Annotated in this window: 31 protein-coding genes; 23 read left to right on the top strand and 8 right to left on the bottom strand. The window is 59.4% G+C overall.

The genetic code is table 11. The features are described 5' to 3' along the window. The 6 genes from BSG19_RS09880 to BSG19_RS09855 all read right to left on the bottom strand — a co-directional run bounded on the left by BSG19_RS09880 (nucleotide 1) and on the right by BSG19_RS09855 (nucleotide 6720). Complete coding sequence (locus BSG19_RS09880) at nucleotides 1-1311, bottom strand: MFS transporter (protein ID WP_092987517.1); 1311 nt, start codon at nucleotides 1309-1311, stop codon at nucleotides 1-3. 43 nt (nucleotides 1312-1354) lie between these two features. Beyond that, on the bottom strand, nucleotides 1355-2608 hold the full coding sequence (locus BSG19_RS09875; protein ID WP_092987515.1) for an SAM-dependent methyltransferase: 1254 nt from the start codon (nucleotides 2606-2608) through the stop codon (nucleotides 1355-1357). 42 nt (nucleotides 2609-2650) lie between these two features. After that, on the bottom strand, nucleotides 2651-3550 hold the full coding sequence (locus tag BSG19_RS09870; protein WP_092987513.1) for a DUF1365 domain-containing protein: 900 nt from the start codon (nucleotides 3548-3550) through the stop codon (nucleotides 2651-2653). After that, entirely contained in the window at nucleotides 3547-4887 is a 1341-nt protein-coding gene (locus tag BSG19_RS09865; RefSeq protein WP_092987511.1) for an NAD(P)/FAD-dependent oxidoreductase, read from the bottom strand. Before BSG19_RS09865 ends, BSG19_RS09870 begins: the two co-directional genes overlap by 4 nt. Next, nucleotides 4884-6335, bottom strand: a complete 1452-nt coding sequence (locus BSG19_RS09860) for a cryptochrome/photolyase family protein (RefSeq protein WP_092987509.1) — start codon at nucleotides 6333-6335, stop codon at nucleotides 4884-4886. Before BSG19_RS09860 ends, BSG19_RS09865 begins: the two co-directional genes overlap by 4 nt. 202 nt (nucleotides 6336-6537) lie before the next feature. Then, on the bottom strand, nucleotides 6538-6720 hold the full coding sequence (locus BSG19_RS09855; protein ID WP_092987507.1) for a hypothetical protein: 183 nt from the start codon (nucleotides 6718-6720) through the stop codon (nucleotides 6538-6540). A 221-nt stretch (nucleotides 6721-6941) separates the two neighbouring features. Here BSG19_RS09855 and BSG19_RS09850 point away from each other — a divergent pair, with 221 nt between their 5' ends. From BSG19_RS09850 to BSG19_RS09820, 7 genes are all read left to right on the top strand, one after another. Continuing rightward, nucleotides 6942-8189: a tyrosine-type recombinase/integrase gene (locus BSG19_RS09850; RefSeq protein ID WP_348272131.1), complete on the top strand. Its 1248-nt coding sequence runs from the start codon at nucleotides 6942-6944 to the stop codon at nucleotides 8187-8189. A gap of 127 nt (nucleotides 8190-8316) precedes the next feature. Then, the gene (locus BSG19_RS09845) at nucleotides 8317-8535 is read left to right on the top strand and encodes a helix-turn-helix transcriptional regulator (RefSeq protein ID WP_092987505.1); all 219 of its coding nucleotides are present in this window, start codon (nucleotides 8317-8319) and stop codon (nucleotides 8533-8535) included. Between the two features lie 181 nt (nucleotides 8536-8716). After that, a complete protein-coding gene (locus BSG19_RS09840) occupies nucleotides 8717-9157 on the top strand; it encodes a hypothetical protein (RefSeq protein ID WP_092987503.1) in 441 nt (146 codons plus the stop codon). Further along, nucleotides 9157-9432, top strand: coding sequence for a hypothetical protein (locus BSG19_RS09835; RefSeq protein ID WP_092987501.1), 276 nt, complete (start codon nucleotides 9157-9159; stop codon nucleotides 9430-9432). Before BSG19_RS09840 ends, BSG19_RS09835 begins: the two co-directional genes overlap by 1 nt. After that, complete coding sequence (locus tag BSG19_RS09830) at nucleotides 9410-11566, top strand: AAA family ATPase (protein WP_092987499.1); 2157 nt, start codon at nucleotides 9410-9412, stop codon at nucleotides 11564-11566. Before BSG19_RS09835 ends, BSG19_RS09830 begins: the two co-directional genes overlap by 23 nt. 381 nt (nucleotides 11567-11947) lie before the next feature. After that, a complete protein-coding gene (locus BSG19_RS26345) occupies nucleotides 11948-12196 on the top strand; it encodes a hypothetical protein (RefSeq protein ID WP_244529190.1) in 249 nt (82 codons plus the stop codon). Beyond that, nucleotides 12193-13347, top strand: a complete 1155-nt coding sequence (locus tag BSG19_RS09820; RefSeq protein ID WP_092987495.1) for a hypothetical protein — start codon at nucleotides 12193-12195, stop codon at nucleotides 13345-13347. The genes BSG19_RS26345 and BSG19_RS09820 overlap by 4 nt, the downstream gene beginning before the upstream one ends. A 242-nt stretch (nucleotides 13348-13589) precedes the next feature. Here BSG19_RS09820 and BSG19_RS09815 read toward each other — a convergent pair whose 3' ends face one another. Continuing rightward, the gene (locus BSG19_RS09815; protein WP_092987493.1) at nucleotides 13590-14108 is read right to left on the bottom strand and encodes a putative phage abortive infection protein; all 519 of its coding nucleotides are present in this window, start codon (nucleotides 14106-14108) and stop codon (nucleotides 13590-13592) included. Then, nucleotides 14090-14458, bottom strand: coding sequence for a hypothetical protein (locus BSG19_RS09810; protein ID WP_092987491.1), 369 nt, complete (start codon nucleotides 14456-14458; stop codon nucleotides 14090-14092). The genes BSG19_RS09815 and BSG19_RS09810 overlap by 19 nt, the downstream gene beginning before the upstream one ends. Before the next feature lie 145 nt (nucleotides 14459-14603). On the opposite strand from BSG19_RS09810, the gene BSG19_RS09805 reads away from it, so the two are divergent. From BSG19_RS09805 to BSG19_RS09735, 16 genes are all read left to right on the top strand, one after another. Further along, a complete protein-coding gene (locus tag BSG19_RS09805) occupies nucleotides 14604-14891 on the top strand; it encodes an HNH endonuclease (protein WP_092987489.1) in 288 nt (95 codons plus the stop codon). 159 nt (nucleotides 14892-15050) lie between these two features. After that, nucleotides 15051-15416, top strand: coding sequence for a hypothetical protein (locus BSG19_RS09800; RefSeq protein ID WP_244529189.1), 366 nt, complete (start codon nucleotides 15051-15053; stop codon nucleotides 15414-15416). Next, complete coding sequence (locus BSG19_RS09795) at nucleotides 15382-17277, top strand: terminase large subunit (RefSeq protein ID WP_244529188.1); 1896 nt, start codon at nucleotides 15382-15384, stop codon at nucleotides 17275-17277. The genes BSG19_RS09800 and BSG19_RS09795 overlap by 35 nt, the downstream gene beginning before the upstream one ends. Then, nucleotides 17277-18497, top strand: a complete 1221-nt coding sequence (locus BSG19_RS09790; RefSeq protein WP_092987483.1) for a phage portal protein — start codon at nucleotides 17277-17279, stop codon at nucleotides 18495-18497. Before BSG19_RS09795 ends, BSG19_RS09790 begins: the two co-directional genes overlap by 1 nt. Beyond that, nucleotides 18490-18666, top strand: coding sequence for a hypothetical protein (locus tag BSG19_RS26020; RefSeq protein WP_170865919.1), 177 nt, complete (start codon nucleotides 18490-18492; stop codon nucleotides 18664-18666). Before BSG19_RS09790 ends, BSG19_RS26020 begins: the two co-directional genes overlap by 8 nt. Nucleotides 18667-18709: 43 nt before the next feature. Next, nucleotides 18710-19831 (top strand): S49 family peptidase, encoded by a 1122-nt coding sequence (locus tag BSG19_RS09785; protein ID WP_092987481.1) that lies wholly within the window; start codon nucleotides 18710-18712, stop codon nucleotides 19829-19831. Nucleotides 19832-19841: 10 nt separating this feature from the next. Next, on the top strand, nucleotides 19842-21044 hold the full coding sequence (locus BSG19_RS09780; RefSeq protein ID WP_092987479.1) for a phage major capsid protein: 1203 nt from the start codon (nucleotides 19842-19844) through the stop codon (nucleotides 21042-21044). Nucleotides 21045-21089: 45 nt separating this feature from the next. Continuing rightward, entirely contained in the window at nucleotides 21090-21335 is a 246-nt protein-coding gene (locus BSG19_RS09775; protein WP_092987477.1) for a hypothetical protein, read from the top strand. Between the two features lie 4 nt (nucleotides 21336-21339). Next, on the top strand, nucleotides 21340-21681 hold the full coding sequence (locus BSG19_RS09770) for a hypothetical protein (protein ID WP_092987475.1): 342 nt from the start codon (nucleotides 21340-21342) through the stop codon (nucleotides 21679-21681). 1 nt (nucleotide 21682) lies between these two features. Then, nucleotides 21683-22045: a head-tail connector protein gene (locus BSG19_RS09765; RefSeq protein WP_092987473.1), complete on the top strand. Its 363-nt coding sequence runs from the start codon at nucleotides 21683-21685 to the stop codon at nucleotides 22043-22045. An 18-nt stretch (nucleotides 22046-22063) separates the two neighbouring features. Beyond that, nucleotides 22064-22300 (top strand): hypothetical protein, encoded by a 237-nt coding sequence (locus tag BSG19_RS09760; RefSeq protein ID WP_092987471.1) that lies wholly within the window; start codon nucleotides 22064-22066, stop codon nucleotides 22298-22300. Further along, nucleotides 22300-22479 carry a hypothetical protein gene (locus tag BSG19_RS09755; RefSeq protein ID WP_092987469.1) on the top strand — a complete coding sequence of 60 codons (180 nt, stop codon included), beginning with the start codon at nucleotides 22300-22302 and terminating at the stop codon, nucleotides 22477-22479. The genes BSG19_RS09760 and BSG19_RS09755 overlap by 1 nt, the downstream gene beginning before the upstream one ends. Next, nucleotides 22463-22816 carry a head-tail adaptor protein gene (locus tag BSG19_RS09750; protein WP_092987467.1) on the top strand — a complete coding sequence of 118 codons (354 nt, stop codon included), beginning with the start codon at nucleotides 22463-22465 and terminating at the stop codon, nucleotides 22814-22816. Before BSG19_RS09755 ends, BSG19_RS09750 begins: the two co-directional genes overlap by 17 nt. Then, entirely contained in the window at nucleotides 22813-23301 is a 489-nt protein-coding gene (locus BSG19_RS09745; protein WP_092987465.1) for a hypothetical protein, read from the top strand. The genes BSG19_RS09750 and BSG19_RS09745 overlap by 4 nt, the downstream gene beginning before the upstream one ends. Then, entirely contained in the window at nucleotides 23301-23708 is a 408-nt protein-coding gene (locus tag BSG19_RS09740) for a DUF3168 domain-containing protein (RefSeq protein ID WP_092987463.1), read from the top strand. Before BSG19_RS09745 ends, BSG19_RS09740 begins: the two co-directional genes overlap by 1 nt. 62 nt (nucleotides 23709-23770) lie before the next feature. After that, nucleotides 23771-24202 (top strand): phage major tail protein, TP901-1 family, encoded by a 432-nt coding sequence (locus tag BSG19_RS09735; protein WP_092987461.1) that lies wholly within the window; start codon nucleotides 23771-23773, stop codon nucleotides 24200-24202.

Genomic DNA, 24202 nt, shown 5'->3' with positions numbered 1-24202 from the left:
TCAGGGGTTGGGCGCGATCGCCTCGCGTAGCTGACGCTGCATGCGCTCGTCCAGCGGAAATGTCCACATCAACCCAATGGCGCAGAGCTTCAGGGCGACAGGCACCCATGCATAGAGCGCTGCAAGCGCAAACAGGGCGTCCGGACTATTTCCCGCCCCATGTGCGGGATCGAAGCCCGCTGCGGACAGGATCGGAAAGACGAGGCCAGCGCCGATTGCCAGCGACAGCTTCGTCGCCAGCCCCCAGGCAGCAAAGTAGAAGCCGCCCCGCTGGTCGCCGGACACCGCGGTATCCGCATCGATGACATCGGCTTGGATGGATGGCGGGAGCGCGAGATCGAACCCGAGGAGAATACCGGTGATAACGCAAATGGCGCCAAAGCCATAGAGGCTGCCGGGCGGAAGGAGCGGCGCCAGCAGGAAGACGGCGCAGGCTGCGAGCATCGCCACGGACCATGCGCGGTGCTTGCCGAAGCGGGCGGCACAGACGCTGGCAAGCGGCACGCCGCCGATGGCGCAGAGGAAGTAGAGAAACAGCAGCGGCCCACGCATCTCCGGCAGGCCAAGCCGCGCCGAAACGAAATAGAGAAACAGCGTCGCAGGAATGCCATTGGCAAGCCCGTTCAGGAAATAGGCAAGAACGAGCCGGAGGAACGGCTTGTTCGTCAGGAGGAAACGCAGCGCAGCGGGCAGGGAGAGCCGTACCTGCGTACGGTTCTCAGGCTCTGGCACCATGCGAACGGTCAATGCACCGAGCACAAGCAAGCCACACCCGACGACGATGCCGAGCACGGCGAGACCAGAGAGGCCCTTCTGCTCGAACCCGATGGCGAAGGGCAGGACGATGGCTATGAGCGTGCCGATCAGCGTGAAGGTCTCGCGAAAGGCGGAAAGTCGTGTGCGCCCGTGATAGTCACCGACGAGCTCTGCGCCCCACGCGGAGTAGGGCACCATGGCCATGGTGAAGCCCAGCGATACGACGCATCCCCAGAAGCCGAGCCATCCGGCTCCTGCCGTTTCTGTTGGCCAGTAAAGCATGAAGGCGGCAAGGGCTGCGACCGGAAGCGACATCAGGAACAGCAGCCTGCGGCGTCCGAACGCTGGCTCCATCCGATCGGCAGCATAGCCGACCAGCGGGTCCGAGATCGCGTCGAACAGACGGATCAACAGGATCACCCAGCCAGCCGTCGCAATCGGCAAGCCAAGCGTCTCCGTGTAGTAGGTCGGTACGAGGGAATAGAGGGGCAGGCCGAGGGCTGCGAGCGGGGCAGCAGGCAGCGCGTAGGCGAGAAGGACACGCATCGAAAGCATCGCGTCCTCATGACGGGCGGATGACCCCCGCCCGTCCGGGAGGTCACTCATAAACGACCTGTCGGACGTCGATATTTTTCGCGCGGAACCCGGCCTCGCAGTAGAACAGATAAAACTCCCAGAGCCGCTTGAAGCGAATGTCAAAGCCAAGTGGCTCGATCTTCGGCCAGACCGACCAGAAGCGCTCCCGCCATTCGGCGAGCGTTCGGGCGTAATCAAGGCCGAAGCCGAGATCGCCGACCATGTTCAGCCCTACCTTCGAACCGAGCGAAACGAGATGTTCCCGCGTCGGCAGCATTCCCCCGGGAAAGACGTACTTCTGGATGAAGTCGGGATTGGCGCGATATTCCCGATAGGATTCCGGCTTGATGGTGATGATCTGCAGACCGGCGCGACCACCGGGCTTCAGGCAGCGGCGGACCTGTGAGAAATAGGTCGGCCAATACTTCTCGCCGACCGCCTCGAACATTTCGATCGAGACGACCTTGTCGTATGTTCCCGCCTCATCGCGATAGTCCTGAAACTTGATGTCAACCTTGTCCGCTAAACCTGCCTTTTCCATCCGGGCGCGGGCGAAATCCAGCTGCTCGCGGCTGATGGTCAGGCCTGTTACGCGGCAGCCGATTTCTCCGGCTGCATATTCCGCGAATCCGCCCCATCCGCAGCCGATTTCGAGAACATGATCCTCCGGGCCGATGCCCGCGGCATCCGCCAGCGCCTTGTACTTTGCCCTTTGTGCCGACTGCAGATCATTGGCACCGGTGGCGTAAAGGGCAGAGGAATAGGTCATCGACGGATCGAGCCACTGCGCATAAAACGCATTGCCGAGGTCGTAATGAGCGGAAATGTTGCGTTTGGAGCCCGCTTTCGTGTTGGCGTTCATCCAGTGGCGCATCTTCTCGACAAAGCGCAGAATGCCACGAGCGCCGTTCGGGAAGTGGCGACCCATCTCGGCGTTGACAAGGAAGAGCTCGAGGAACGCCCCGACGTCGGGACTATCCCAGTCGGCATCCATGTAGCTTTCCGCAACGCCGATGGTTCCGTTTGTCAAAGCGCGTTGGGGCAAGCTCCAGTTATGAAGCGTAACGGACGCTTCCGGACCAGGTACGCGGCCCTTGATGATAAAGGTGCGACCATCGGGAAGTGTCAGCTGGAGGCAACCGGCCTCCATGTTGACGAGCCCACGAAGCACCATCTGAGCTTTCGCTGGCAGGCCTTTGATAAAGCGAGAAATATTGTCTTTGGATAACCGCTCTGCGGGCAACTTTTCATCGCGCCATGTATCAGCTGAACGCATCGCACAACCTTTCGGCAAACATCGGACTTACACAAAATAGCCTTATTCGGCCGGGCTGCAAGTCTTCGGGTGGGGGGTCGGTTGTGGCGAAAAACGGCGGTGAGCCGGCTCATCACAGCGGTGATCGTCGGTCCAGACGCTGGTCGGGGCCGGTGGTTCGGGCCTCGAAATGTAACGCGCGCCTTTCCACCAGAGCTTCGCCGCTTCCCAGTGAATGCCGGCCACGATCTTCAGCGTGAGATGTGGAATACGGCCGACGAGACGCAAGATATTGGCAGTCGTCAGCGGTTGCGCGCGGCCTGAGAAGGTCGCCGATAGGACCGGACCCTCGGCGTCCGTCTCCAGGATGCGCCAGCGGATGCTTTCGCCGGGAGGCACCATGCGAAACCGGTATCGCATGGCCATGGGCATGAAGGGAGAGACATGGAAAATCTTGTCGCATTCCTGCCGGACACCGGCATCGCTCACCTGCCCGGGTGAGATGGGGCAGACATAAGTATGGCGATCACCGAATGTGTTGCGCACCTCGTAGATCAGAGCCACCAGCGTATCAGATGCGTCATAGGCATAGTAGACGGCGAGCGGGTTGAAGACCCAGCCGAGGATGCGCGGATAGCAGACAAGGAGTATGCGCGCTGCCGGCACGACAACGCCAGCCTCTGCAAGCAGGCCATTGACATAGACCCGTAGCGAAACATCTTTGCGCCCCGAATGGTCGCTCGGGTGGAAGGAGAGGAGATTGAAGCGATCGACGGAGAAAAGGCGGCTCCGGATCGCCGCCGAATCGAGCCGGTCGAGATCCACCAACAGCGAAAAGACGCTATAGGAAAACCTGTGCCCGAGCGGCTTCATCCGCTGATGCATGACATCACCGGCATAAAGCAGCACCGGGTCCAGGGGCGGCGCATGCAGGGATCCATTACTGGAAGGCTTTTCGCTCATTCCGCAGCTTCGGCGAAGATCGGAGGCGGAGCAAGCCGCCACGGTACGATGCCGCCCAGCGCTTCCGCTGCCGCCAACCCCGATGACAGGCCGTCTTCATGGAAGCCGTAACCCGTCCATGCGCCAGCAAAGAACGTGTTGTTATCGCCCTGAATGGTCTTCAGGTGACGCTGCGCCTCGATGGAGCGGGCGTCGAACTGAGGATGATCATAGGTGAATTCTGCAAAGACCAGACGGGGATCGGGTTCGCGCTCGGGATTCAGGGTGACGAAGAGCGGGCAGGCGGGATCGATCGCCTGAAGGCTGTTCATCCAGTAGGTCACCGCAACCTGGCTGTCGGCACCCGGGCGCGTCGAGCGAAGGTAGTTCCATGAGGCCCAGACCTTCTGCCGCTTCGGCATCAAGGCTGCATCCCGATGGAGCACGACGCGATTCGGCTTGTACGGCACAGCTTCCAGAAGCGTGCGCTCCTCTGACGTCGCATCGGAGAGCAGATCAAGTGCCTGATCCGAGTGAGAGGCGATGATGACCTTGTCATACACCCGCACAGTGCCATCGTCTTCCGTCACCTGGACTTTTCGCCCGTCGCGACGAACGGAGCGAATGCCGCAGTTCAGCTTCAGCCGGTCACCGAGGGGGGCGAGCAGCTTGTCGAGATAGACCCGACTTCCGCCCGACACAGTACGCCACGGATGGGGCGTCGCGTAGACAAGGCGGTGGTTGTCGAAGAACTGGATGAAGTGGTCGGCAGGAAATTCCAGCATCTTTGCGGCCGGCGCAGACCAGATGGCGGCCGCCATCGGCAGCAGATAGTTGTTGGTGAAGCCGGGCGAGAAACCGCGCCAGTCGAGGTAGTCGCCGATCGACATTTCGGAAAGCCGTCCCGCATCGCGATCGACCAGGCAGATCTTGTTGAAGCGCAGGATCTCCCGCAGCATCATGAGGAACGACGGCCGCAGAATGTTCCGCTTCTGCGCGAAGAGCCCCGTGAACGGACCGCCGCGCCATTCCAGCGCACCATGGTCGAGCGACAGCGAAAAGCTCATGCTGCTCGGCAGCGTCTCCACGTCGAGCTCGGCAAACAGCGCTTTCAGGTTCGGGTAGTTCGGCTCGTTGTAGACGATGAAGCCGGTATCGACCGCGATGCGCCGCCCGTCATAATCGACTTCGACCGTGGCCGTATGCCCACCCGGCCGCTCGGCCTTTTCGTAGAGTGTCACGTCATGAACATCACGTAACGCCCAGGCCGCCGAGCTGCCGGAAATGCCAGAGCCGATAATAGCGACGGAGAGACGGCCATTCGCAGAAGGGGTGCCGGAAGAGATGTGGGCGGTCATGCGGCATCCTTGATGTTGCGGTAAGCGGCAAGGGCCCGATCCCGTGCTTTTGCGTGATCGACGATCGGTCGGGGATAGCTTTCACCCAAGGTCACTCCGGCCTTGGCAAGCACGTCTGCAGGCGCGTCGAAGGGATGGTGGATCCATTCGCTCGGCATCTCGGCAAGTTCCGGCACATGCTCACGGACATAAAGACCGTCGCTATCGAATTTTTCGCCTTGCGTGATCGGGTTGAAAACGCGGAAGAAGGGTGAGGCATCGGCTCCGCACCCGGCGACCCATTGCCAGTTCATGGCATTGCTCGCGGGATCGGCATCGACCAGCGTATCACGGAACCAGCGCTCCCCGCGCCGCCAGTCGATCAGGAGATCCTTGACCAGGAAAGACCCGACGATCATACGGACGCGATTATGCATCGTCCCGTAGCGCCAGAGTTCGCGCATGCCGGCATCCACGATCGGAAAGCCCGTCAGGCCTTTCGTCCACAGATCAAAATCCTTGTCACCTGCCGTCCAGCCAAGTCTGTCGTACTTGCGGTTCAGGCTTTCGGTCGGCATGTCGGGGTTGTGGAACAGGAGGTGATAGGCGAATTCCCGCCAAACCAGTTCCTTTCGAAAGGTGATGACATCGGCAAAATCGGCCTTGGAAAGACCGCGCGTCGCGTGCCAGATGCGGGCCGGCGAAATTTCGCCCATAGCCAGATGCGGTGAAAGCCGGGATGTTCCTGCCTCCCATGTCCGCTCCCGCGACTGGCGATATCCGTCGATCGTGCCGTCTGTGAAATCCTCGAGCTTTTCTCTGGCGGCGGCTTCACCCGGCTCCCAGCGCTGCGAGAAATCCGCAGCCCATTCGAGCTTGGGAAGAAGGCCCCAGTCATCGAGACTTTCTGACCGCGGAAACTTTTCAGGACCGTGTAGCTTATCCGGAGCATCTACGGGCTCCAGTGGCTCGCCGCCGGCTTCAACAGCACGCCAGAATGGTGTGTAGACTCGGTAAGGGCCGCCGCTCTTGGTCTTGACGCGCGATGGCTCATGCATCAGCGCACCGGAGAAGCTGGCTATTTCCAGTCCATCGTCCGAAAGCGCCGTTTTCAGTTGAGTGTCGATTCTGATGCCCGCGGGATCGTATCGACGGTTCCAGAAAACAGCGGTTGCTCCGGAATCATTTACGACACCACGGAGGACCTGTTCTGCGTCGCCGCTCATCAATACAATACGAGAACCGCACGCTTCCATCTGAGCGGAAAGCGCCATCAACGAGTGATGCAGCCACCATGCCTGAGCTTCACCGAGAGGACCCGTCTCCGCATCGTCTTCAAGAATATACAGCGGAATGATCGGGCGACCCGTCTCAGCAGCCGAGACGAGCGCACGGTTATCATCCGTCCGGAGGTCCTTGCGAAACCATACGATGATCGGGCTGAGTTCCCGTTGATGCACGTCGTCCATTTTGATCCGTCTGTTTCCTTTGCCGGTCTTACGGCCAAGGACGGGATGTGGATCAAGAAGGTTTCAAAAACATGCATGTGCCGCGATCGAAGGGTCGCGGAGACGGTGCGAGATCAAGACGCTAAACGAAAGCGGTTTCGTTGATCAGGCAAGACAAACGTAGCAACTATTCCGAGTAGCGATTCCATCCACGGCCGCGCCGTCAAAATGCCCCGCCTGTCACCGGATTGACCACTGGACGATCATCGGTGTCTCTCTCATTTGCAGGCTTTACGAATGTCGAGGCTATGGTGCCGCCTTCGTCAACAACCGCGTCCTCAGCCTTTGGATTGACGTCAGCCGGTTGTTTTTGCTCCGACATTTTATTTTGATCGATGATACCCATGATGTACTCTCCGTTGTGCACGGAAACACAGGCCACCGATGAATGTTCCACATCAGTAAAGGACAGCGATACAGTGAGATGGGTGCGGTAGACGTGTGACCAATGCCACGTGCCATTCTCAAAGAAGAAAATGGCTCCCCGGGCCGGATAATTTTTAGCGTCTATAACGCTCCATAACGACAACCAACAATACGAAAAGATGTTTTCTTACAATGGTATGCTTGAACATTCTGAACAAGATGCTCATATCTAGCCCACACCCCAAGAGCGGGGAAAAAGTGGGGAAGGATACCATGGGGAGCCATACTCTGAACGCGCTGACTGTGAAGTCGATCGCAGCAAGCAAGGCGGTGAAACTGCGTGATGGCGGTGGGCTTTGGCTCGTCACCAAGGGGACCGGACGCTATTGGATTTACTCGTTCACTTTTGCCGGCCTGCGGCGAGAAATGGGCCTGGGTCCGCTCCACACGGTCACGCTTGCCGAGGCTCGAGACAAGGCTGAAGCTGCGCGCAAGCTTGTTCGACAAGGAAAGGATCCGTTGGCGTTACGGCAAGAGGAGGCGGAGGTCAGACCCGCCGCGATGACCTTTGGCGCATACGCAGACGCGTTCGTGGACAGTGCTGTTAAAGCCGGCCGGTGGCGCGGGGCGAAGACGGAAGCGCGATGGAGGAACCTCGTCGAGAAGCACGCGAAGCCTATTAGGGCAAAGGCGATTGGCGAGATCTCGACGAGGGATGTCCTTTCGGTGCTGAGGCCGATCTGGGGAGAGAAACAGGAGACAGCCGAGAAATTACGCGAAGCAATTGAGCGCGTTCTAGATTCGGCGAAGGTCGAGGGCCATCGGACTGGCGACAATCCGGCGGCATGGAAAAGCAATCTTACGCATGTCCTTCACAAGCCTGACGAGCTGACGACGAGGAAGCATCATGCGGCCATGCCGTATAAGGACGTGCCCTCTTTCATGAAGCGGTTGGCGGAAGTGAACGGCGTCAGTGCGAGAGCGTTAGAGTTTACAGTGCTGACGGCTGCACGTAGCGGAGAGGTGAGGGGCGCACTATGGGCCGAGATCGATATGGGTGAAAAGGTCTGGACCGTTCCGGCGGTCCGCATGAAATCCGGGAAGGCGCACCGCGTTCCTCTCTCGGTTTCTGCTGTCAGCTTACTGGAGAAGATGAAGGCGCAGTCGGTAAACGATCTCGTGTTTCCAGGCGTCCGCGATCGAAAGCCTCTGTCCGATGCCAGCCTCGCCAAGGCGCTGAGGGCCGCGGATACCGGAGACGCAACCGTACATGGGTTTAGATCCGCGTTCCGGGACTACGCAACCGAAGTCGCTCACGCTCCAAGGGAGATAGCCGAGGCTGCATTATCTCATATCACAGGTGATGCAGTTGAGAGAGCGTACGCTCGATCTGACGCCCTAGAGCGTCGAAGAGAGCTAATGCAAGCTTGGGCGGACCACTGCAAATAAACATCGCAGCCATCTTGACTAATTTGTAAAATGAACTTAGAACCAAGTCCCCGTACAAATAGCCCATTATGGATATCGTGTCAATCTACCAGATTTTACAAACGCGTCAACCCCGGAGGAGCAAATAATGAAATCCGCCAACGATAATGCGCCCGCTCTCATTTCCCTAAATGCCGCGGCGGCGATGACGAGCATGTCCCGAACGATGCTGAATAGATACCGGGCAGAGGGGCGCTTTCCCGTGCACGTCGATCTGGGAGACCGGCGTATTGCCTTCGTGCGGGCCGAAGTCGAGGCGTGGATCCGAAGAAAGATCGACGCTCGATCATCTGCCCAGGCCGCCTGACACACTCGGTAGGCCGGCTCGCCGTCGCAGCCTACCGGCAGGCGCGCGCCCTTGATGATCGCCGCGCATCGTCGGTTAATCATACGAGCCGTGCGGAAAATCCGCCGGAAGAAACTACATAATCCAACACACCCCCATCACGACCAACAGCGTCCGGCCTTCCGCCGGCGGAGGAGAACCTATGCCGATCATCACACTTAAAGACGGAACGCGGATCAACAGTGCCCATGTGCTCAAGTATCAGTCGCTCGCAAATCGCAGCACGCGGTTCCTGCTTTCTGACGGAACAGTCGTCACAGGTGAACCGTACGGCGACCCCGATGAGAAATTTATATCTACTTTTCCCGCGAATGCTGGGTTCAAGGCAGTGTACGCACTGCCCCAAAAAGACGGCACGTTTATCTACATAGAACGGGCGGTAATTGCTTGGATGAAGGCGCCAGCCGGGAACTACCCAGTATTTCAGGGCTACGAAGGCGACGCACTTCCCGACTACGAGGTGATCGTGGAGCCGTCTGGAAAAGTCTTCGACGGAGACGGCGACCAGTTCGATAGTCTCGATGCGTGGCGGTCGTTCTACGAAGAACAGAACCCCGTTTGCGAGTCGGTGGTTGCTGCCTGATGAAGGTCACAGACATCCATCGCACCACCCCTCAGCCCGGCAAAGCCGTGCGCGCCCTCGCAACGTTTGACCTCGAGTTTTCCGAGGACGTCAGAATGTTCGGCCTGAAGCTTATGGAAACGCCCTCCGGGCGTTTCCTGATCTACGCGCCTTCCGCCAACGGTGGCCGACGACTGGCGACGTTCTCCCCATCGTTATCCGACAAGATCGCCGACCTCGCCGCATCCGAACTCGAAAGGGCGAACAACAGCCATGGCTCGAATTCCCGCAATTGATACCCAGTTAGCCACGGCAACCTTTGATCAAGATGCCGTTCGCAATCATGTCGAGATGTTGCATCGCTTGGCTGCCGGCCTGACCGGGTTGCTGGTCGTGTCCAGCTTCTACGCGAATCCAAACGGGGACAAGGATGTGCCTGGCGTGGTCAGCCACCATCGCGTCGGTGACCTAGATGGCATGGTGGAGGCCATAACCTGTCATGCTGAGACCCCGAACATCAATGTGTTTGTCGGTCTGCAGGTCATGCGGCCAGACCTCGAGCGTGGCAAGCGGGGAGCGGAGGGTGATATTGTCGCCCTGCTCGGTCTCGTTGTCGATCTCGACGCAGACACAGGGCGCGAGGGTGCCTTGCCGGTGGAACCGCACCTCATCCTCGAAACGTCGCCCGGCAATCGGCAGCCCTTTATCCTTTTCGATCGACCCGTCTCTCCCGCCGAGGCAAGGCCACTTGCGTCGGCTTTGAAGCGTGCGACAGGTTCCGACCACGGCACAGCCGACGTCGCGCATGTATGGCGAATTCCCGGGACGCTCAATTACCCAAACAGGAAAAAATTGGAACGTGGGCGCTCGGCGGATCCGGCGCGGGTGTCCGTGGTGGAGGAGTGGCAGGGCGACTTGGTATCGGTCGAAGAACTTCGCACTGCGCTGGAGCCGTGGGCCGCCGAAGTCAGGGAGGCGTCTTCATTTGCTATGGGCGAACTTCCGATGTGCGGAACCGTGCACGCGAGCGACCGCGCGGCGGAGCTACTCGCTGCTTGTGACGTAGGCGACAGATCGAACCACGCGGCGCGCGTCGTCGAGCAGTTAGCCTTCGACGGCCACTCGCCAGAGGCGGCGCTGCTCTTGTTCCTCGATGCGCCCGGCAACTGGCTTACCCGATATCCGACGGAAGATCGTGCGACGTCGGACTTTCGACGGCTTTGGGGAAAGTTTGCGGTACCTCTCATTGAGGAGCGCGAGCAACAATCCGTCTCCGTATCCGGTTTCCTCGATCGCGTTGCAAGTAAGCCGCCGCTGGTCGCGGCCAACGACAACAAGCCGCAAGCGGACGACGGTCTCCCTTTCGTGTTCCCCAGCGTCTGGGAGGGGGTGCCAGTACCGCGGCGCGAATGGTTCATAGAGAAATACGTCCCACTTCGCACCGTGACACTTCTCACTGGCGACGGGGGGCTCGGCAAGTCACTTCTAACGCTTCAAATAAGTATCGCCTCAGCATTGGGGTGCGAGTCTGTTGGCCTTAATCCAAGGCAGGGTCGGACGCTATACGTCGGCGCTGAGGACGAAGTCGACGAGTTCCATCGGCGTATCAACGATGTTCTCGCTGCTGCGGGAGCATCGTTTCGCGAGTTGCGGGAAAATTTCCTGCTTCTGCCTCTGGCTGACAGGGACGCAACTCTGGCGCTACCAGACAAGAACGGGAAGATGGTGCCAACACCTCTGTTTGAGCGGCTGTTCGATCGCATTGTGGAGTTTCGCCCCGGGCTCGTCGTGCTTGATACGTCGGCGGACCTGTACGGAGGGGACGAAATCAAGAGATCCCAGGTGCGGCAGTTCGTTGCGATGCTAAGGCAGATCGCGATCATCTGTGACTGCGCCGTAATCCTGCTTAGCCATCCATCTGTTTCAGGAATGCAAAGCGGCGCAGGGACGTCGGGCAGTACTGCGTGGAACAATTCCGTGAGGTCTCGTCTCTATCTGACGGGGGAAACAGGCGAGGGGGCGGACCCCGACGGCCGCGTTTTGACAAACATGAAAAGCAATTACGGCGCCAAAGGTGGAGCGCTGAAGATGAGATGGGAGAAGGGCGTTTTCGTGCTCAATGACGGATCGACCCCGAATCCAACCCGGAGGTTGATGGAGGCAAAAGCCGAAGCTGTCTTTCTTGCTCTGCTGTCGAAATTCAGCAGGCAGGGGGTTGTGGTCGGGACCATTCCCGGGACGAACTACGCGCCCGCAAAGATGGCTGAACGAGCTGACGCCGACGGCATCGAGAAGAGGGCTTTGGCCTCGGCTATGTTGCGTCTTCTTGATGACGGCAGGGTCAAGGTTATCGAGGAGGGCCCTCCGTCAAAGCCGAGGCGTCGGCTCATAGTGTCAGCGGAAGACTACGGCGCAAAAGACGGAAATTAGCTTCCGTTAATTTTCGACCATGCCTTCGACCAGCCTTCGACCACCTTCCACCATGCCTTCCCTACCACCCCCCTATAACCCCCGTGGTGGTGGAACACCCCACCACCGTGGTGGAACACGGTGGAAGAATGCCACCGCCACGAATCATGGATTTTATATTAGGATTTACTCAGGATAGCAGGAGAGAAGCATGACCATCTCGACGTCAGCAAACGGGCCCACCGAATGAGCGGCCGCATCCGAACCGCAGCGCAATCTGCCCAGCGGAACACCGCCAGGCTGAAGGAGGAGTTTCTCACTCTCACCGCCGACAGCTGCGCGCCCCAAGACCCAAGGGCGCGAGGTGATCACTACCGCAGGCACCTAGCTGATGCAAACCGCGTGATCGATACCCTGCAGCTGAGGATCGCAGAGCTTGAGGTGGAGCGAGACAAGGCCAAGCAGGCAGCCGATTACGAACGCTCGCTGTGCGTGACCCGAGGCGAAGCCGAACGCGAACGTCTTGCTGCTTTTCGGCTCGCAAAAGGAAAAGCGGTCCTTCTCGCGGAAGACAAGGGCGGCGTCCCGAATTCACTATCAGACGCAATCGACCAAATTGCCGACCCAAAACCGAAGTGGAGTCAAGCATGACATCATCCCGCGATCTCAGCCAACTTTCAGCGCTCCTCGCTGCGGCTTCTAACCCGACCGAAAAGAAGCGCCCCGCCGCCAAAGCCATCGCCCCAGCCAACGATAACAAGCGCGCGCCTGACGTCTTGGCGTGGCCGACCCTCGAGCGGCTTGCGTACCGCGGCGACGAACGCCGTGTGCGCGCCCTGCGGCACTGGCGGAACATCTGCTTCCCCAAAACGGTTCTGCCATCTCAGCCAGACACCGATGGCGACGATACTGAAGCCCGAGCCGAGATCCGCCCTAGCGAGGGCGAGCTGCTGGCAGCGATCGGATGGACTGTGACCGACCGCGAGAAGTGGCCAGACACCGGGAGGAAAATGAACGTCTACGAAAAGGCCGAGATCATTCCGCATACGTCCCGTAATCGCAATGGCGGGTCTGATACGCAGTTGGGAAATCTGCTGTTCCGTGACGGCAAGCTGATTGTCTGGGGTGAAACAGCCAAGGGGCGCCCGCTAAAGCCGGTAGAGCGCCCAGGCGGGCCGAAAGGCGGCGTGTCAGCTGAGCGCACCGCTGCGGCGATCTGGGCGTATTTGGCGCTAGAGGGCGCCGTGTCTCCGCTAAAGGCCGAGGGCTATCGCAAGCCATTCTCCGGCGAGCCTGCAATCGCTTGCGCCATCGACCCGCTACCTCGTGAGGAGCCAAACGGCAAAGACACGGCCGGCCGGTTCGGTGTCGCCGAGGGGCGGGCGCTGCTGCAGGCGCTGGGTGTTGACGGGTCCGTGGCATTCGATGACCTTCCGACCCCAGCAGCACGTTGCCCGGATGCTCTCGTGCTTGGGCCGCAGTGGGTCGGCGGCGTCAAGAAGCCCAAGCCGCTCGGTGAGATCTCCGCAGCTGCGGGCGGTGAGCCTGCGGCCCTTCGCGAGGTTGAAGGAGAGATGTTCGTCGAGTTCCTGCGTCACCACCTCCAAAAACATGCGCTCGTCCTTGATCTTGCCATAGGTGATGCGACTGCCAAGGAGATCGGCGTAGCCATGGGGCAGGGACCGGCATACGCCGAGAAGCGGGGACCGGCTCTAATTGATGCCGCGATCGACGCCCTTATCGCGCTCGACGAGACGGCGAGAATCGACATCGAGCCCATCCCGCAAAAACTTGCAGCATGATGTCCGGCAAACCGGGGCGCCGCTTCGTATTAATTGAAAGCTTTATTCTCGGGGTCGCTACGGCGGCCCCTTTTCGTTTGGGGCGCCTAAGCCGCGCGGACGCTTTGAACTCGCTTGCGGTTCCGGTCTGCCCCTTACCCCATCGCTGCCCGCTCCGTCTCCTCGGCGCCGCAGCGGTCCTGCGGCCTGCTCCCCTGGATCTGTAACCGGATCGGGTTGAGCGGGCCGCTTCCTGCGACTGGCTAGCGCGCAGATGACTTTGGAAACTGCAGAAGGTTTGAAAGTCGCTTGAGCAGACCTGGTGACGCAGTGCGCGGTTTTTCGACCATTCCTTTGCCATGCACCGACAGGATTATCTCCCGCAGCCGGCCACGTGGTGCATATTTTAAAAGTTGGAAATGCTTAATATAGAGATGAAGATTCTTCGCCACTGGATGACAGCTATTAATGCCAGCGAGTATCAGCTCGTGGCTCGTTAGCTGACCTCGAAGCAGATTTGCGTATTGCTCCTTTTCATCGTCGCTCAAGATTTTGTCGTCTTTTAAGCGCCTCAAAATATTGTAGAGGACCCGGAAGTAAGCTCCGATTTCGGCTTCGTACCTCGTGTGAACATACTTCTCGTATACCGTTTGAAGGTATTTAGAGTCAATTTTCTTCGGTGCTGCATCAATGGTTAGCCAATACCTAAGCTCAAGATTTGCTGCTTTTATCGCAGCGATGCCCTGCTTAGTTGTTTTGTTAATCAGCTTCGAAGTAGGCATCGCAAGCTGATATTGCTGACTATGGTAAAATAGATCTCTGATCGCAGTTCGCGCAGCAAGGCAATGAGCTGGAAAAATGTCGAGTCGAAACGCTGCTTGTGTTGGTCGACCTGCTGAGTACTAAGCGCCCGTGCCTGTGCTATAAGGGTCGCGACGATACCAATTGACCCAATCGAACCGATCAGTGCATTCAGAACGCCGAACGAATCACCCCACTGACCAGCTTTTGTAAGGTCGGAGATGCCAACAAGGGCGTCAGCCCAGGCCGGACCTGACACAGCCCAGAATCCCCAAGCGGTTACAACAAATGTTGCAAGCGCAATCAGGCCTAAAACATCATACCAACGCATACCGTACCTCCCTGTGACGCGGGTAGCATCTACCCACTGGGGGTTGCGCTTACCTTGCGTGACAGTCGGCCGGAGCCAGGCAAGGATCGTGAACCCTGCGGCGTCCGCAACAATGCCGTGGTCATCCACCTATTGAGGTCGCCAGATGACCGACACGCGACCGTGGAGAAAGTTCTACGATACCGCGCGATGGAAGCGCATGCGCACGCATCAGCTGACCCTTGAACCTCTCTGCCGGTTCTGTCTCGAGGCTGAAGACGTGACGGCAGCGAACGTCGTAGACCACATCACGGCACATAAGGGCAGCGAGGATCTGTTCTTCGACCCCGACAATCTTCAGAGCCTATGCGCTCCTTGCCACGACCGTATCAAGCGCGAGATCGAGCGCGGCAAAGACGTGATCCGCTTTGACGCGGCCGGCTGGCCGATCTAACCCGGCCCCACCACCCAAAATACCAGGTACGCCTAATGTAGGGGTGCCTCCGAAGTCGAGGATCGATCGGAGGGCGCTACCTGTGGCCCTGCATTGCGCGTGCGCCTGCGATTGAAAATATGACCCCGAGGTGCCGATATGGCGAAGCCACGAAGCCCTTTGGCCAAAGCCAAGCTTGAAGGGCGCGATCAAGTGAATGCTGGCCGGTTCAAGGGCCGGAAAGAGCCGGCGCAGAGCGACCCGCTGGGCCCGCCACCAAAGTGGCTGATCGATACCGAAGCCACCAAAGCGAAATCCGCGTGGCTCCTTTTCCAAACTGAAATTCCTTGGCTCACGGCTTCGCACCGGATGCTCGTTGGCATGGCCGCGAATATCCAAGGGCGGATCATGGCCGGACAAGATGTGGGTGTGCAAGCGATGAACCTTCTTCGGCAATGCCTTGGCCAGATGGGTGCGACGCCGGCAGATGCCTCTAAGATTGCGGTGCCTGATGCTGACGACGAAAAGGATGATCTCCTCGACTGATCAGCCAGCTCTGGCGCGCGTCAGTGCCTATGCGGCCGCGGTTCTAGATGGGACCATCATCGCTGGCCCTCATGTTCGCAATGCATGCCGCCGCCACTTCAGCGACGTTGAGCACGGCCACGAGCGCGGGCTGCACTGGGATGATGCCGCGGCTACGCGGGTGTTCCGTTTCTTCGAGGAAAGGCTGCGCCTGAGTGAAGGGCAGTTTGATGGGAGGCCATTCCTTCTCCACGCGTCGCAGGCCTTCAAGATCGGATCGATCTTCGGTTGGAAGAAGGCGGATGGGACGCGTCGGTTTCGAACCGTCTACATTGAAGAAGGCAAGGGCAACGGCAAGTCACCATTCGCGGGCGGGATTGGCCTCTACGGCTTGACCGCTGATGGCGAGGCCGGCGCGCAATGCTACGCCGCCGCGGCGAAAAAGGACCAGGCGCAGATCCTGTTTCAGGATGCCTGCAAGATGGTGCGGCAGGCGCCAGCTCTGGCCAAGCGGCTCAAGTTCAGCGGCGGTCTGGGCAAAGAATTCAACATTGCCCATCATAAGTCCGGATCCTTTTTCCGCCCGATCTCCAAGGAGGCCGGCAAGACGGGCTCTGGTCCTCGTCCCCATTTCGCGCTTTGCGATGAAGTGCACGAGCATCCGGATCGCAGCATCATGGAGATGCTGCAGCGGGGGTTCAAGTTCCGTCAGAATCCGCTCTTGCTGATGATCACGAACTCCGGCTCGGATCGTAATTCGGTCTGCTGGGAAGAGCGCGATCGCGCGGTGAAGGTCTTGGCCGGCACACAGACGCCGGACGACGACTTCACCTACGTGGGCGGGACGTGGGAAGGCAGCGATAGCGTATTCGCTTACGTCTGTAGCCTCGACAAGAACGACGACCCGATGACGGACCCTTCTTGCTGGATTAAAGCCAACCCGCTTCTTGGTACGATTTTAACGCCTGAGTATCTTGCAGGCGTTGTTGCTGAAGCCCGCGACGTTCCTGGCAAGCTGAACAACGTTCTACGCCTGCACTTCTGTGTCTGGACCGATGCGGACAAGGCTTGGATGCCGCGAGCGACCATCGACAAGGTCATGGAGCCTCTCGACATCTCGCAGCACGAGGGAAAACCTCTTTTCCTAGGCATTGATCTGTCCGGCACGAAAGACATGACCGTCATCGCGTGCATGGTGCCGACAGGAACGCGCGAAATACAGCGGGCGGACGGCACTGTCGCAACCCTTCCAACGTACGATGGGTGGATCGAGGCGTGGACGCCCGGCGACACGCTTGCGGCTCGTACAACTGCAGACAAGCAGCCATACGACATCTGGGTTCGCGACGGTTACCTGCAGGCACCTGAAGGTCCGCGCATTCGTTTCGATGTCGTCGCGGCTCGTGTCGCCGAGTTGGACCGTCTCTACGACATCCAGTCGATTGCTTACGATAACTATGCGTATGCCGCGTTCAAGGACGAGCTCGACGTGTTTGGCGTGACTGCCGAGCAACTGCCTCATCCGCAGGGAGGGAAGGTGAGGGCCCGTCCTTCGCCTGAAAAGATAGAGGCTGCGAAGGCGACTGGGGAGAGAGCCCCTCTTGGGCTTTGGATGCCTGGCTCTGTGACCGAGCTCGAAAACCTCATCATTGACGGACGTATCAGGCTTCAGACGAACCCAGTCCTCATGACGGCGATGATGGGTGCGACATTCAATCATCCGCCAGACCCTCACGGCAACAGGTGGTTCGTCAAAACTCGTGCATCCGTGCGCATCGATTCTGCAGTCGCTCTCGCTATGAGTGCCGGCGCGGCCGCAGACAAGACCGCTGCTGGGCCTGACATCGGCGACTTCATCAACAACATGGTAATGGTGATCTAATGGGCCTCTTCGAGAGATGGCGCGGAGTGCCCATAAAACTGACCGACGGCGAGTTCTGGCGCGGGTTTTTTGGGCTGGGCACGACGTCAGGTGAGACGGTGACGATCGAAACCGCCCTGCAGCTTGACGCTGTATGGGCGTGCGTCAACCTCATCCGGAACGCATTTATCATGCTTCCGTGCCTGGTCTACAAAGCCGACGGTGTGACGGTCGACAAAGACTCCGAGCTATACAGCCTGCTCCATGATATGCCCAATATGGACGACACCGCGTCGGACTTCTGGGCGATGGTCGCGTTTTGCCTGTGCCTGGACGGGAACTTCTTCGCCGAAAAGAAGATGATCGGGACGCGGCTGGTGGCGCTTAATCCGCTGCCTCCGCTGAAGGTTGATGTCTGCCGCGACAAGCGCAACACGCGCTATTACGAGGTGACGGAAGACGGCAAGAAGCGCCGTATTCCAGAAGACAAGATGTTCCACGTCCGTGGCGCGGTCCTTCCGGGTTGTGATCGCGGCATGTCTCCGATCGGTGTGGTGCGGAATGCGGTAGGCAATGCGCTGGCGGGCGAACGTGTCGCTGGCAAGATGTTCGCGAATGGATTTCAGGTTGCGGGCGTTCTTTCGTCTGACCAGATCCTCAAGCCGGAGCAGCGTAAGCAGCTTGGTGACGTGCTTGGCCAGTTCGCGGGGTCTGACCGCTCAGGCAAGATCGCCGTGCTTGAGGCCGGCCTGAAATATCAGCAGCTGACGATTGATCCAAAAGACGCACAGATGCTGGAGACGCGCCAGTACAGCGTGGAGCAGATTTGCCGTATCTTTGGCGTCCCTCCGGTCATGATCGGTCATGCAGCCAATGGCACGACAACCTGGGGCAGCGGGATCGAACAGTTGATCCTGCAGTTCACCAAGACATGCCTTGGTCCGATGGTGCGCAGCATCGAATCCGCTGTCTATCGCGACCTGTTGACCAGCGAAACGCGCAAGAAAGTTGCGGTCAAGTTTTCGATGGAAGGCATATTGCGCGGCGATAGCCAAGCGCGAGCCGAATTCCTGTCGAAGATGGTTGGGTCTGGTATTTATACCATCGACGAGGCTCGAGCCTACGAAAACAAGGCGCCTGTTAAGGGCGGCGGCATCGCAATCGTCAACGGCACAATGACACCGCTCGATATGCTCGGCAAAGACCCTAACAACCAATCTGGAGGCGGCGGCAATGTCTGATTTTGCAATCTACAAGGTCACCGGCTTCAAGCCGGGCGGCTGGGCTAAGGCGACGCAAGTCGAAATCGCCGCAACAAGCGCATCGGATGCCGAATCCATTATCCGCGGCATGCTTTTGCAGCACGGCGACGATGATCGGGTGCCGCTAACCATCCGCGCGTCGGCCTAACCAGCCTGAACCGCCCGCAGCACGCGCTGCATAAGGACAAATCATGAAATTTGAACACCTGATTTCGGCCTTTATGGCCGAACCCTGGGCGATTCAGCGCGAAAAACTGGGCGTTTTGGCTGATGTTTTAATCGCGCGAGCCGAGGGTGAGAAGCTATTTTCGAGCGAGTTCGCAGCAGCTGTCGACGACGCGCGGGCGAAGGAAATCGCCGAATCCGACGGAAAAATCGCGATTATCCCTGTTTACGGGGTATTGGCGCAGAAAATGGACATGTTTTCCGCCATGAGCGGCGGGTCGTCCTACGCCGGCATCAAAAAGGCGCTGCATTCGGCCCTGTCCAACGAGGATGTGAAGGCTGTGGTGCTCGACGTCGACAGTCCCGGCGGCACAGTACCCGGCACAGATGAGCTCGCGACCGAAATCCGCAAGCTCCGCGGAGGCGAGAAGCCGATTATCGCGCAGGTCAACAGCCTCGCCGCAAGCGCTGCCTACTGGGTGGCGTCCGCAGCCGACGAAATCGTGGTGACGCCGTCTGGGCGCGCTGGTTCGATCGGCGTTTACACCGCGCACGACGATGTTTCGGCTGCTCTTGAGCAGCGCGGCATCAAGCGTACCTACATTTCCGCCGGCAAGCACAAGGTCGAGGGCAACGAGACCGAGCCGCTGAGCAAGGAAACGCTCGCGCACGTGCAGGACGGCGTGAACCGTTCCTACAACAAGTTCGTTGCGGCTGTCGCCGAAGGGCGCGGCACGACGGTGGGCAAGGTTGAGGACGGCTACGGTCAGGGCAGGGTGTTTTACGCCGAAAGCCTCATTGACCGCGGCATGGTCGATCGCGTTGCCACGTTGGAAGAAACACTTGAGCGCTTTGGCGCCGAAACGCAGCCGGCATATGTGCGGCGCGTGAAAGCGAGCAACCAGGCGCGCGCAGAATCGGCTGCCTTGCTTGCCACAAAGATGGCGGCAGGCGAGCCAATCACGAAACGTGAGTTTGAAAACGGCCTCAAGGGTCTTGCAGGCTTTTCGAACTCAGAGGCAGAGCGGGCCGCTCGGCTCTACCTCAAGACTGATCAGGGGGCTCCTGATGACGAGACGGATGCTGCTGCTTTGGCAGCCCTAGACCGGCTTTTGGCCGAAGCAAAAACACCACTCATCACACGATAAGGAGCCTCTTATGGCTGATAACGTACTTGCCGATAAGATCGGCGAGCTTGGTACTTCCCTTGCCTCCATCAAGGAGCAGGTGGGTAACCTCGCAACCGACTTCACGTCGAAGCTTTCCGCAAATGGTGAGGTTTCGGCGGAGTTGAAGACCGCAACCGACAAGGCCCTTTCCGAGCTCGGCGCCGTCACCACGCGCATCAGCGACCTCGAAAAGCGCGCTGCACGGGAACGCGACGGCGGCGACCCGGACGTGAAGTCACTGGGCGACATGGTTGTCGAAGCTGCGACGGCAAAAGGTTTTAATTCGTCTCAGCGTGGACAAGTGTCGATCAAGGCCGATCGCGCTGCAATCACGACCGCCAACACGACACAGGGCGCTGGACGTTCCACCGGCACGTCTCTGGTTCCCGGCGCCCGAGTTCCCGGCATCTTCGGTATTCCGGAACGCCAGATGACCATTCGCGATCTTCTGCTGCCCGGTCAGACAGCATCGAACAACGTCGAATACGTCAAGGAAACCGGCTACACGAACAGCGCGGCTCCGGTTGCCGAAACGACGGCCAAGCCGTACTCGGACCTGACGTTCGACATGGCGTCTGCGCCGGTTCGCACGCTCGCCCACCTGTTCAAGGCCAGCCGTCAGATTCTCGACGACGCCCCGGCTCTCCGCAGCTACATCGACGGTCGGGCTCGCTATGGTCTGCGCTTCGTTGAAGAAAATCAGCTTCTCAACGGTTCCGGCACGGGTCAGAACATCGCAGGTCTTGTGCCGCAGGCCACTGCGTTTGCGCCGGCCTTCACCCCGTCGGCAGTGACGGGCATCGATCGCCTTCGTCTCGCCGTGCTGCAGGTCGTTCTCGCCGAATATCCGGCGACGGCGTTCGTTCTCAACCCGATCGACTGGGCGAAGATCGAACTCACCAAGGATGCCGGCGGCAACTACATCATCGGCAATCCGCAGGGCTCGCTCACCCCGACCCTCTGGAACCTCCCGGTTGTTTCGACGCAGGCAATGGCTTCCGGCCAGTTCCTGACGGGCGCCTTCTCCTACGCCGCACAGATCTTTGATCGCATGGACATCGAAGTCCTGCTGTCGAGCGAGAACGTCGATGACTTCGAGAAGAACATGTTCACGATCCGCGCTGAAGAGCGCCTGGCACTGGCGGTTTACCGTCCCGAAGCCTTCGTGACCGGCGCCGTCGCAGCCGCCTAACGCAAATGGGCGCCTTCGGGCGCCCTCTTTCGCTAAGGAGGCGATATGACCGATTTTATCGAAGTGAAGCCGCTCAAGACGTTTGACAACGGCTCTGGCTTGAAGACGGCTGACAGCGAGCCGTTCAAGGTCGAGCGCGGCGAGGCGAATGCGCTGAAGGCCTTCGGCCTCGTGTCATTCGAGAACGACGCGGCCAGCGTTGAGGCTCCAGAAGAAAAACCAGTACCTGCTCCTATCCAGTCTGACGCTGGCGCGTCTCAGGCTGCCAAGACGACAAAGAAGAAGGACTGACTCGATGGCAACGCCGCAGACAAACAAGCATCGTTTCGCGAGCTATATCGGCGGTGTTGCCAGCCCGGTTGCTCCAGCGAACACCGTCGCACCCGCAATCACTGGCACGGCGCAGGTCGGCCAGACGCTGACCGCAAGCGCAGGCACCTTTACCGGTACGCCGACGCCAGCAGTTGACCGGCAGTGGCTGGTTGGCGGGGCGGAAGTGCCCGGCGCATTCGGCCTGACGTTTGTGCCGCGTGTTCAAGATATCGGCAAGACCGTAACGGTCCGCACGCGCGCTCAGTCGCTTTCGGGTCGAGTTTGGGTCACCAGCGCTGCAACGGCAGCCGTCATCGCGGCCTGACATGGCGCTGGTTGATATCGAGCTCGCGCGCAAGCACTTGCGCATCTTTCACGAAGATGAGGACGCCGAGATCGGCGTCTATCTAGCAGCCGCAGAATCCATCGTTCTGGAATATCTAGATAGGCCCGTTCTGCCCTTGGGCGGGGTGCTGCCTGACCCCGACACGACCGGCTACACGATGATCGTGACACCGCCGATCGTGGCCGCCATCCTGCTCGTGCTGTCCTACCTTTACGAGCGCCGTGAAGCCCCAGAGAAGGACGCTGGCGACGCTATGCTTCAGCCGACAGTGCGGCGGCTTCTGGCCCCTTGGCGCGTCTGGCGCCCATCCTTGGAGGATGCAGCATGCACGTACGTTTTGTAACAACTGGAGGAGAAAAGCATGGCTGATATCGAAGAACTTTCGGTTGGAATTTCCGGCGTTGCATCATGGGCTACGGGACTTCGTCTGATGGATGGCGACATTCTGCTGGTACAAGGCAGCAAGATTTACGGAGAAGACGGCAAAGACGCGCTTCGTAAATCCTTGGAAGACGATCTACGGCGCATCGGCGTGACCGATCCCAAGGTTTTGGTTGCGCATTCCGACCTTGCGTTCTCCATCATCGGTCGCAGCTAATGCATGTACGTTTTGTAGAAGATTTCTCGTGGGCGCAGCCCGGCTTCACCATCGATTATAAGGCCGGCACGTCGAAGAACGTGCGCCGGATCTGCGGCGAAGAGGCTGTAGCCAAGGGCACGGCTGTTGCTGAAGACACCGAGCGGAAAGAGGAGCCGGAAGATGGCTCGGAAACCTAGCTCGGGCGCCATGCGTGAGAAGCTGCACTTTCAGCAGCGCGGTACGGTCGACGACGGGTATGGAAACGAGGTCTCCGGACCCTATGCCACGGTCTTCACGGAGCCCGCGCAGCTTGTAGCCCGCGCAGGCGGTGAGGCTGTGCAGGCGAGCCGGTTGTCGGGCATTCAGCCTTACACGGTCTGGGTTCGCTCGAATGAGCGCACGCGGTCGGTAACGCCGGCATGGCGCATCGTCGATGCTCGGTCGCCGAGAGAGTTAAACATTCGGACAGCCTCAAATCCAGACGGGCGCAATGGCTGGATCGAGTTCTTGGTCGATGACGGGGTGGCGACGTGATCAAGGCAAAAGTGCAAGGGCGCGAGGCGCTGATGAAGCGGCTGAATGCTCTGGCACCCAATGTCGAGAAGTACGCCGCCGACGCCAAGATCTCCATTATGGAGGATTTTGCTGCCGAGATGGAGCAGAAGGCGCCGACAGGCGCGACGCTCGAATATATGCACTCGTTTGATGCTGACTTCATCCGCAATCGGCCGGCGCAAGAGCAGGTTGGCATCCAAGCAAGCAAGGATAAAGACGCGGTCGGCTTGTTCGCATCGTTCATTTGGCGCTTCTTGGAATTCGGCACTGCGCCGCACAGCACCGCTAAGGGCGGAGGAACGGTTGCCGGCAAGAAGGCTGCCGCGGATAATCCGACGGGTATGCATCCCGGCATGGTGGCGCAGCCACACATTTTCCCAAACTGGCGAGCCGCTAAGCCGCAGGCAAAGAAGCGATTGAACGCCGCCATCAACAAAGCAGTGCGGGAGGCGATGAAAAAGTAATGGCCTCACCCGAACTTGAAGTGCAAGGCGAAGTCGTTCGCCTGTTAAAGGCTGATGCGACGGTAACGGGCTTGGTCAGCACGCGCATCTACGACCAGCCGCCCGCATCCCCGCCGTTCCCTTACATCAACATCGGCGAGGCCCAGACGCTCCGCCGCGATGCGACTTGTCTTGAGGGCGGCGACATATACCTGACCATGCACGCATGGTCGCGCGCTGTCGGCTTCCCGGAAGTCCGGCGCATTGCCGACGCAATGGTCGAAGCGCTGCATCTGAAGCCCATGATACTGTCAACGAACCGCTTCACCTCAATCATGCATCGCCAGACGCGGGTCTTTCGAGATCCCGACGGGCTGACGAGCCATGCGGTCGTCGAGTTCTTGGCTCGCTACGACAAGGCCGCCTAGCAGACGGCACCACCACCAAAACCACCACGTTAACGTCCGGCCGTGCCGGCGAAGGAGATCCTATGGCAGACGGCCAGCAGCTTGGACGGCTACTTCTCATTCAACTGGGCGACGGCGCCTCGACGGAGGTCTTTACCAACCTTTGCGGCCTGACAACCCGCAGTTTCAGCATGTCGGCGAATGAAATCGACACCACGATTCCATCGTGCACCAACCCCGGCGGCCCTGTTGAAGGGACCAGCCGGCCAGGCATTTCGAAGAAGACGTTTTCGGGCTCCGGTCGCTACGTCTCGAGCGCCGCGCAGAAGGCATTCAACAGCAAGATCGTCGGTGCTGAAGTGTTCAACGCCAAGATCATCGTCCCGGAGTTCGGCACGTTCACAGGCCCGTACTTCATCACCGATTATGAACTGAGTGGCGACGTCGAGAATTCGATGGAGTTCACCGCTTCATTCGTGCCGGCGGCTTCGCCAACCTTTACTCCGGCGGTGTAA

It is taken from the genome of Rhizobium sp. NFR03 (genome assembly GCF_900111275.1).
GTDB lineage: Bacteria > Pseudomonadota > Alphaproteobacteria > Rhizobiales > Rhizobiaceae > Ferranicluibacter.
This window is presented reverse-complemented; position numbering and strand designations above follow the sequence as displayed.

What these genes read in the sequence shown, in the direction of transcription:
- BSG19_RS09755 (WP_092987469.1), top strand. Translation starts at nt 22,300, where the DNA reads ATGCATGTACGTTTTGTAGAAGATTTCTCGTGGGCGCAGCCCGGCTTC.
- BSG19_RS09770 (WP_092987475.1), top strand. Translation starts at nt 21,340, where the DNA reads ATGGCAACGCCGCAGACAAACAAGCATCGTTTCGCGAGCTATATCGGC.
- BSG19_RS09780 (WP_092987479.1), top strand. Translation starts at nt 19,842, where the DNA reads ATGGCTGATAACGTACTTGCCGATAAGATCGGCGAGCTTGGTACTTCC.
- BSG19_RS09835 (WP_092987501.1), top strand. Translation starts at nt 9,157, where the DNA reads ATGAAGGTCACAGACATCCATCGCACCACCCCTCAGCCCGGCAAAGCC.
- BSG19_RS09815 (WP_092987493.1), bottom strand. Translation starts at nt 14,108, where the DNA reads ATGCCTACTTCGAAGCTGATTAACAAAACAACTAAGCAGGGCATCGCT.
- BSG19_RS09740 (WP_092987463.1), top strand. Translation starts at nt 23,301, where the DNA reads ATGGCCTCACCCGAACTTGAAGTGCAAGGCGAAGTCGTTCGCCTGTTA.
- BSG19_RS09840 (WP_092987503.1), top strand. Translation starts at nt 8,717, where the DNA reads ATGCCGATCATCACACTTAAAGACGGAACGCGGATCAACAGTGCCCAT.
- BSG19_RS09735 (WP_092987461.1), top strand. Translation starts at nt 23,771, where the DNA reads ATGGCAGACGGCCAGCAGCTTGGACGGCTACTTCTCATTCAACTGGGC.
- BSG19_RS09845 (WP_092987505.1), top strand. Translation starts at nt 8,317, where the DNA reads ATGAAATCCGCCAACGATAATGCGCCCGCTCTCATTTCCCTAAATGCC.
- BSG19_RS26020 (WP_170865919.1), top strand. Translation starts at nt 18,490, where the DNA reads ATGTCTGATTTTGCAATCTACAAGGTCACCGGCTTCAAGCCGGGCGGC.
- BSG19_RS09765 (WP_092987473.1), top strand. Translation starts at nt 21,683, where the DNA reads ATGGCGCTGGTTGATATCGAGCTCGCGCGCAAGCACTTGCGCATCTTT.
- BSG19_RS09785 (WP_092987481.1), top strand. Translation starts at nt 18,710, where the DNA reads ATGAAATTTGAACACCTGATTTCGGCCTTTATGGCCGAACCCTGGGCG.
- BSG19_RS09795 (WP_244529188.1), top strand. Translation starts at nt 15,382, where the DNA reads ATGCTGACGACGAAAAGGATGATCTCCTCGACTGATCAGCCAGCTCTG.
- BSG19_RS09775 (WP_092987477.1), top strand. Translation starts at nt 21,090, where the DNA reads ATGACCGATTTTATCGAAGTGAAGCCGCTCAAGACGTTTGACAACGGC.
- BSG19_RS09805 (WP_092987489.1), top strand. Translation starts at nt 14,604, where the DNA reads ATGACCGACACGCGACCGTGGAGAAAGTTCTACGATACCGCGCGATGG.
- BSG19_RS09820 (WP_092987495.1), top strand. Translation starts at nt 12,193, where the DNA reads ATGACATCATCCCGCGATCTCAGCCAACTTTCAGCGCTCCTCGCTGCG.
- BSG19_RS09880 (WP_092987517.1), bottom strand. Translation starts at nt 1,311, where the DNA reads ATGCTTTCGATGCGTGTCCTTCTCGCCTACGCGCTGCCTGCTGCCCCG.
- BSG19_RS09790 (WP_092987483.1), top strand. Translation starts at nt 17,277, where the DNA reads ATGGGCCTCTTCGAGAGATGGCGCGGAGTGCCCATAAAACTGACCGAC.
- BSG19_RS09865 (WP_092987511.1), bottom strand. Translation starts at nt 4,887, where the DNA reads ATGACCGCCCACATCTCTTCCGGCACCCCTTCTGCGAATGGCCGTCTC.
- BSG19_RS09830 (WP_092987499.1), top strand. Translation starts at nt 9,410, where the DNA reads ATGGCTCGAATTCCCGCAATTGATACCCAGTTAGCCACGGCAACCTTT.
- BSG19_RS09750 (WP_092987467.1), top strand. Translation starts at nt 22,463, where the DNA reads ATGGCTCGGAAACCTAGCTCGGGCGCCATGCGTGAGAAGCTGCACTTT.
- BSG19_RS09875 (WP_092987515.1), bottom strand. Translation starts at nt 2,608, where the DNA reads ATGCGTTCAGCTGATACATGGCGCGATGAAAAGTTGCCCGCAGAGCGG.
- BSG19_RS09860 (WP_092987509.1), bottom strand. Translation starts at nt 6,335, where the DNA reads ATGGACGACGTGCATCAACGGGAACTCAGCCCGATCATCGTATGGTTT.
- BSG19_RS09870 (WP_092987513.1), bottom strand. Translation starts at nt 3,550, where the DNA reads ATGAGCGAAAAGCCTTCCAGTAATGGATCCCTGCATGCGCCGCCCCTG.
- BSG19_RS09810 (WP_092987491.1), bottom strand. Translation starts at nt 14,458, where the DNA reads ATGCGTTGGTATGATGTTTTAGGCCTGATTGCGCTTGCAACATTTGTT.
- BSG19_RS09760 (WP_092987471.1), top strand. Translation starts at nt 22,064, where the DNA reads ATGGCTGATATCGAAGAACTTTCGGTTGGAATTTCCGGCGTTGCATCA.
- BSG19_RS09855 (WP_092987507.1), bottom strand. Translation starts at nt 6,720, where the DNA reads ATGGGTATCATCGATCAAAATAAAATGTCGGAGCAAAAACAACCGGCT.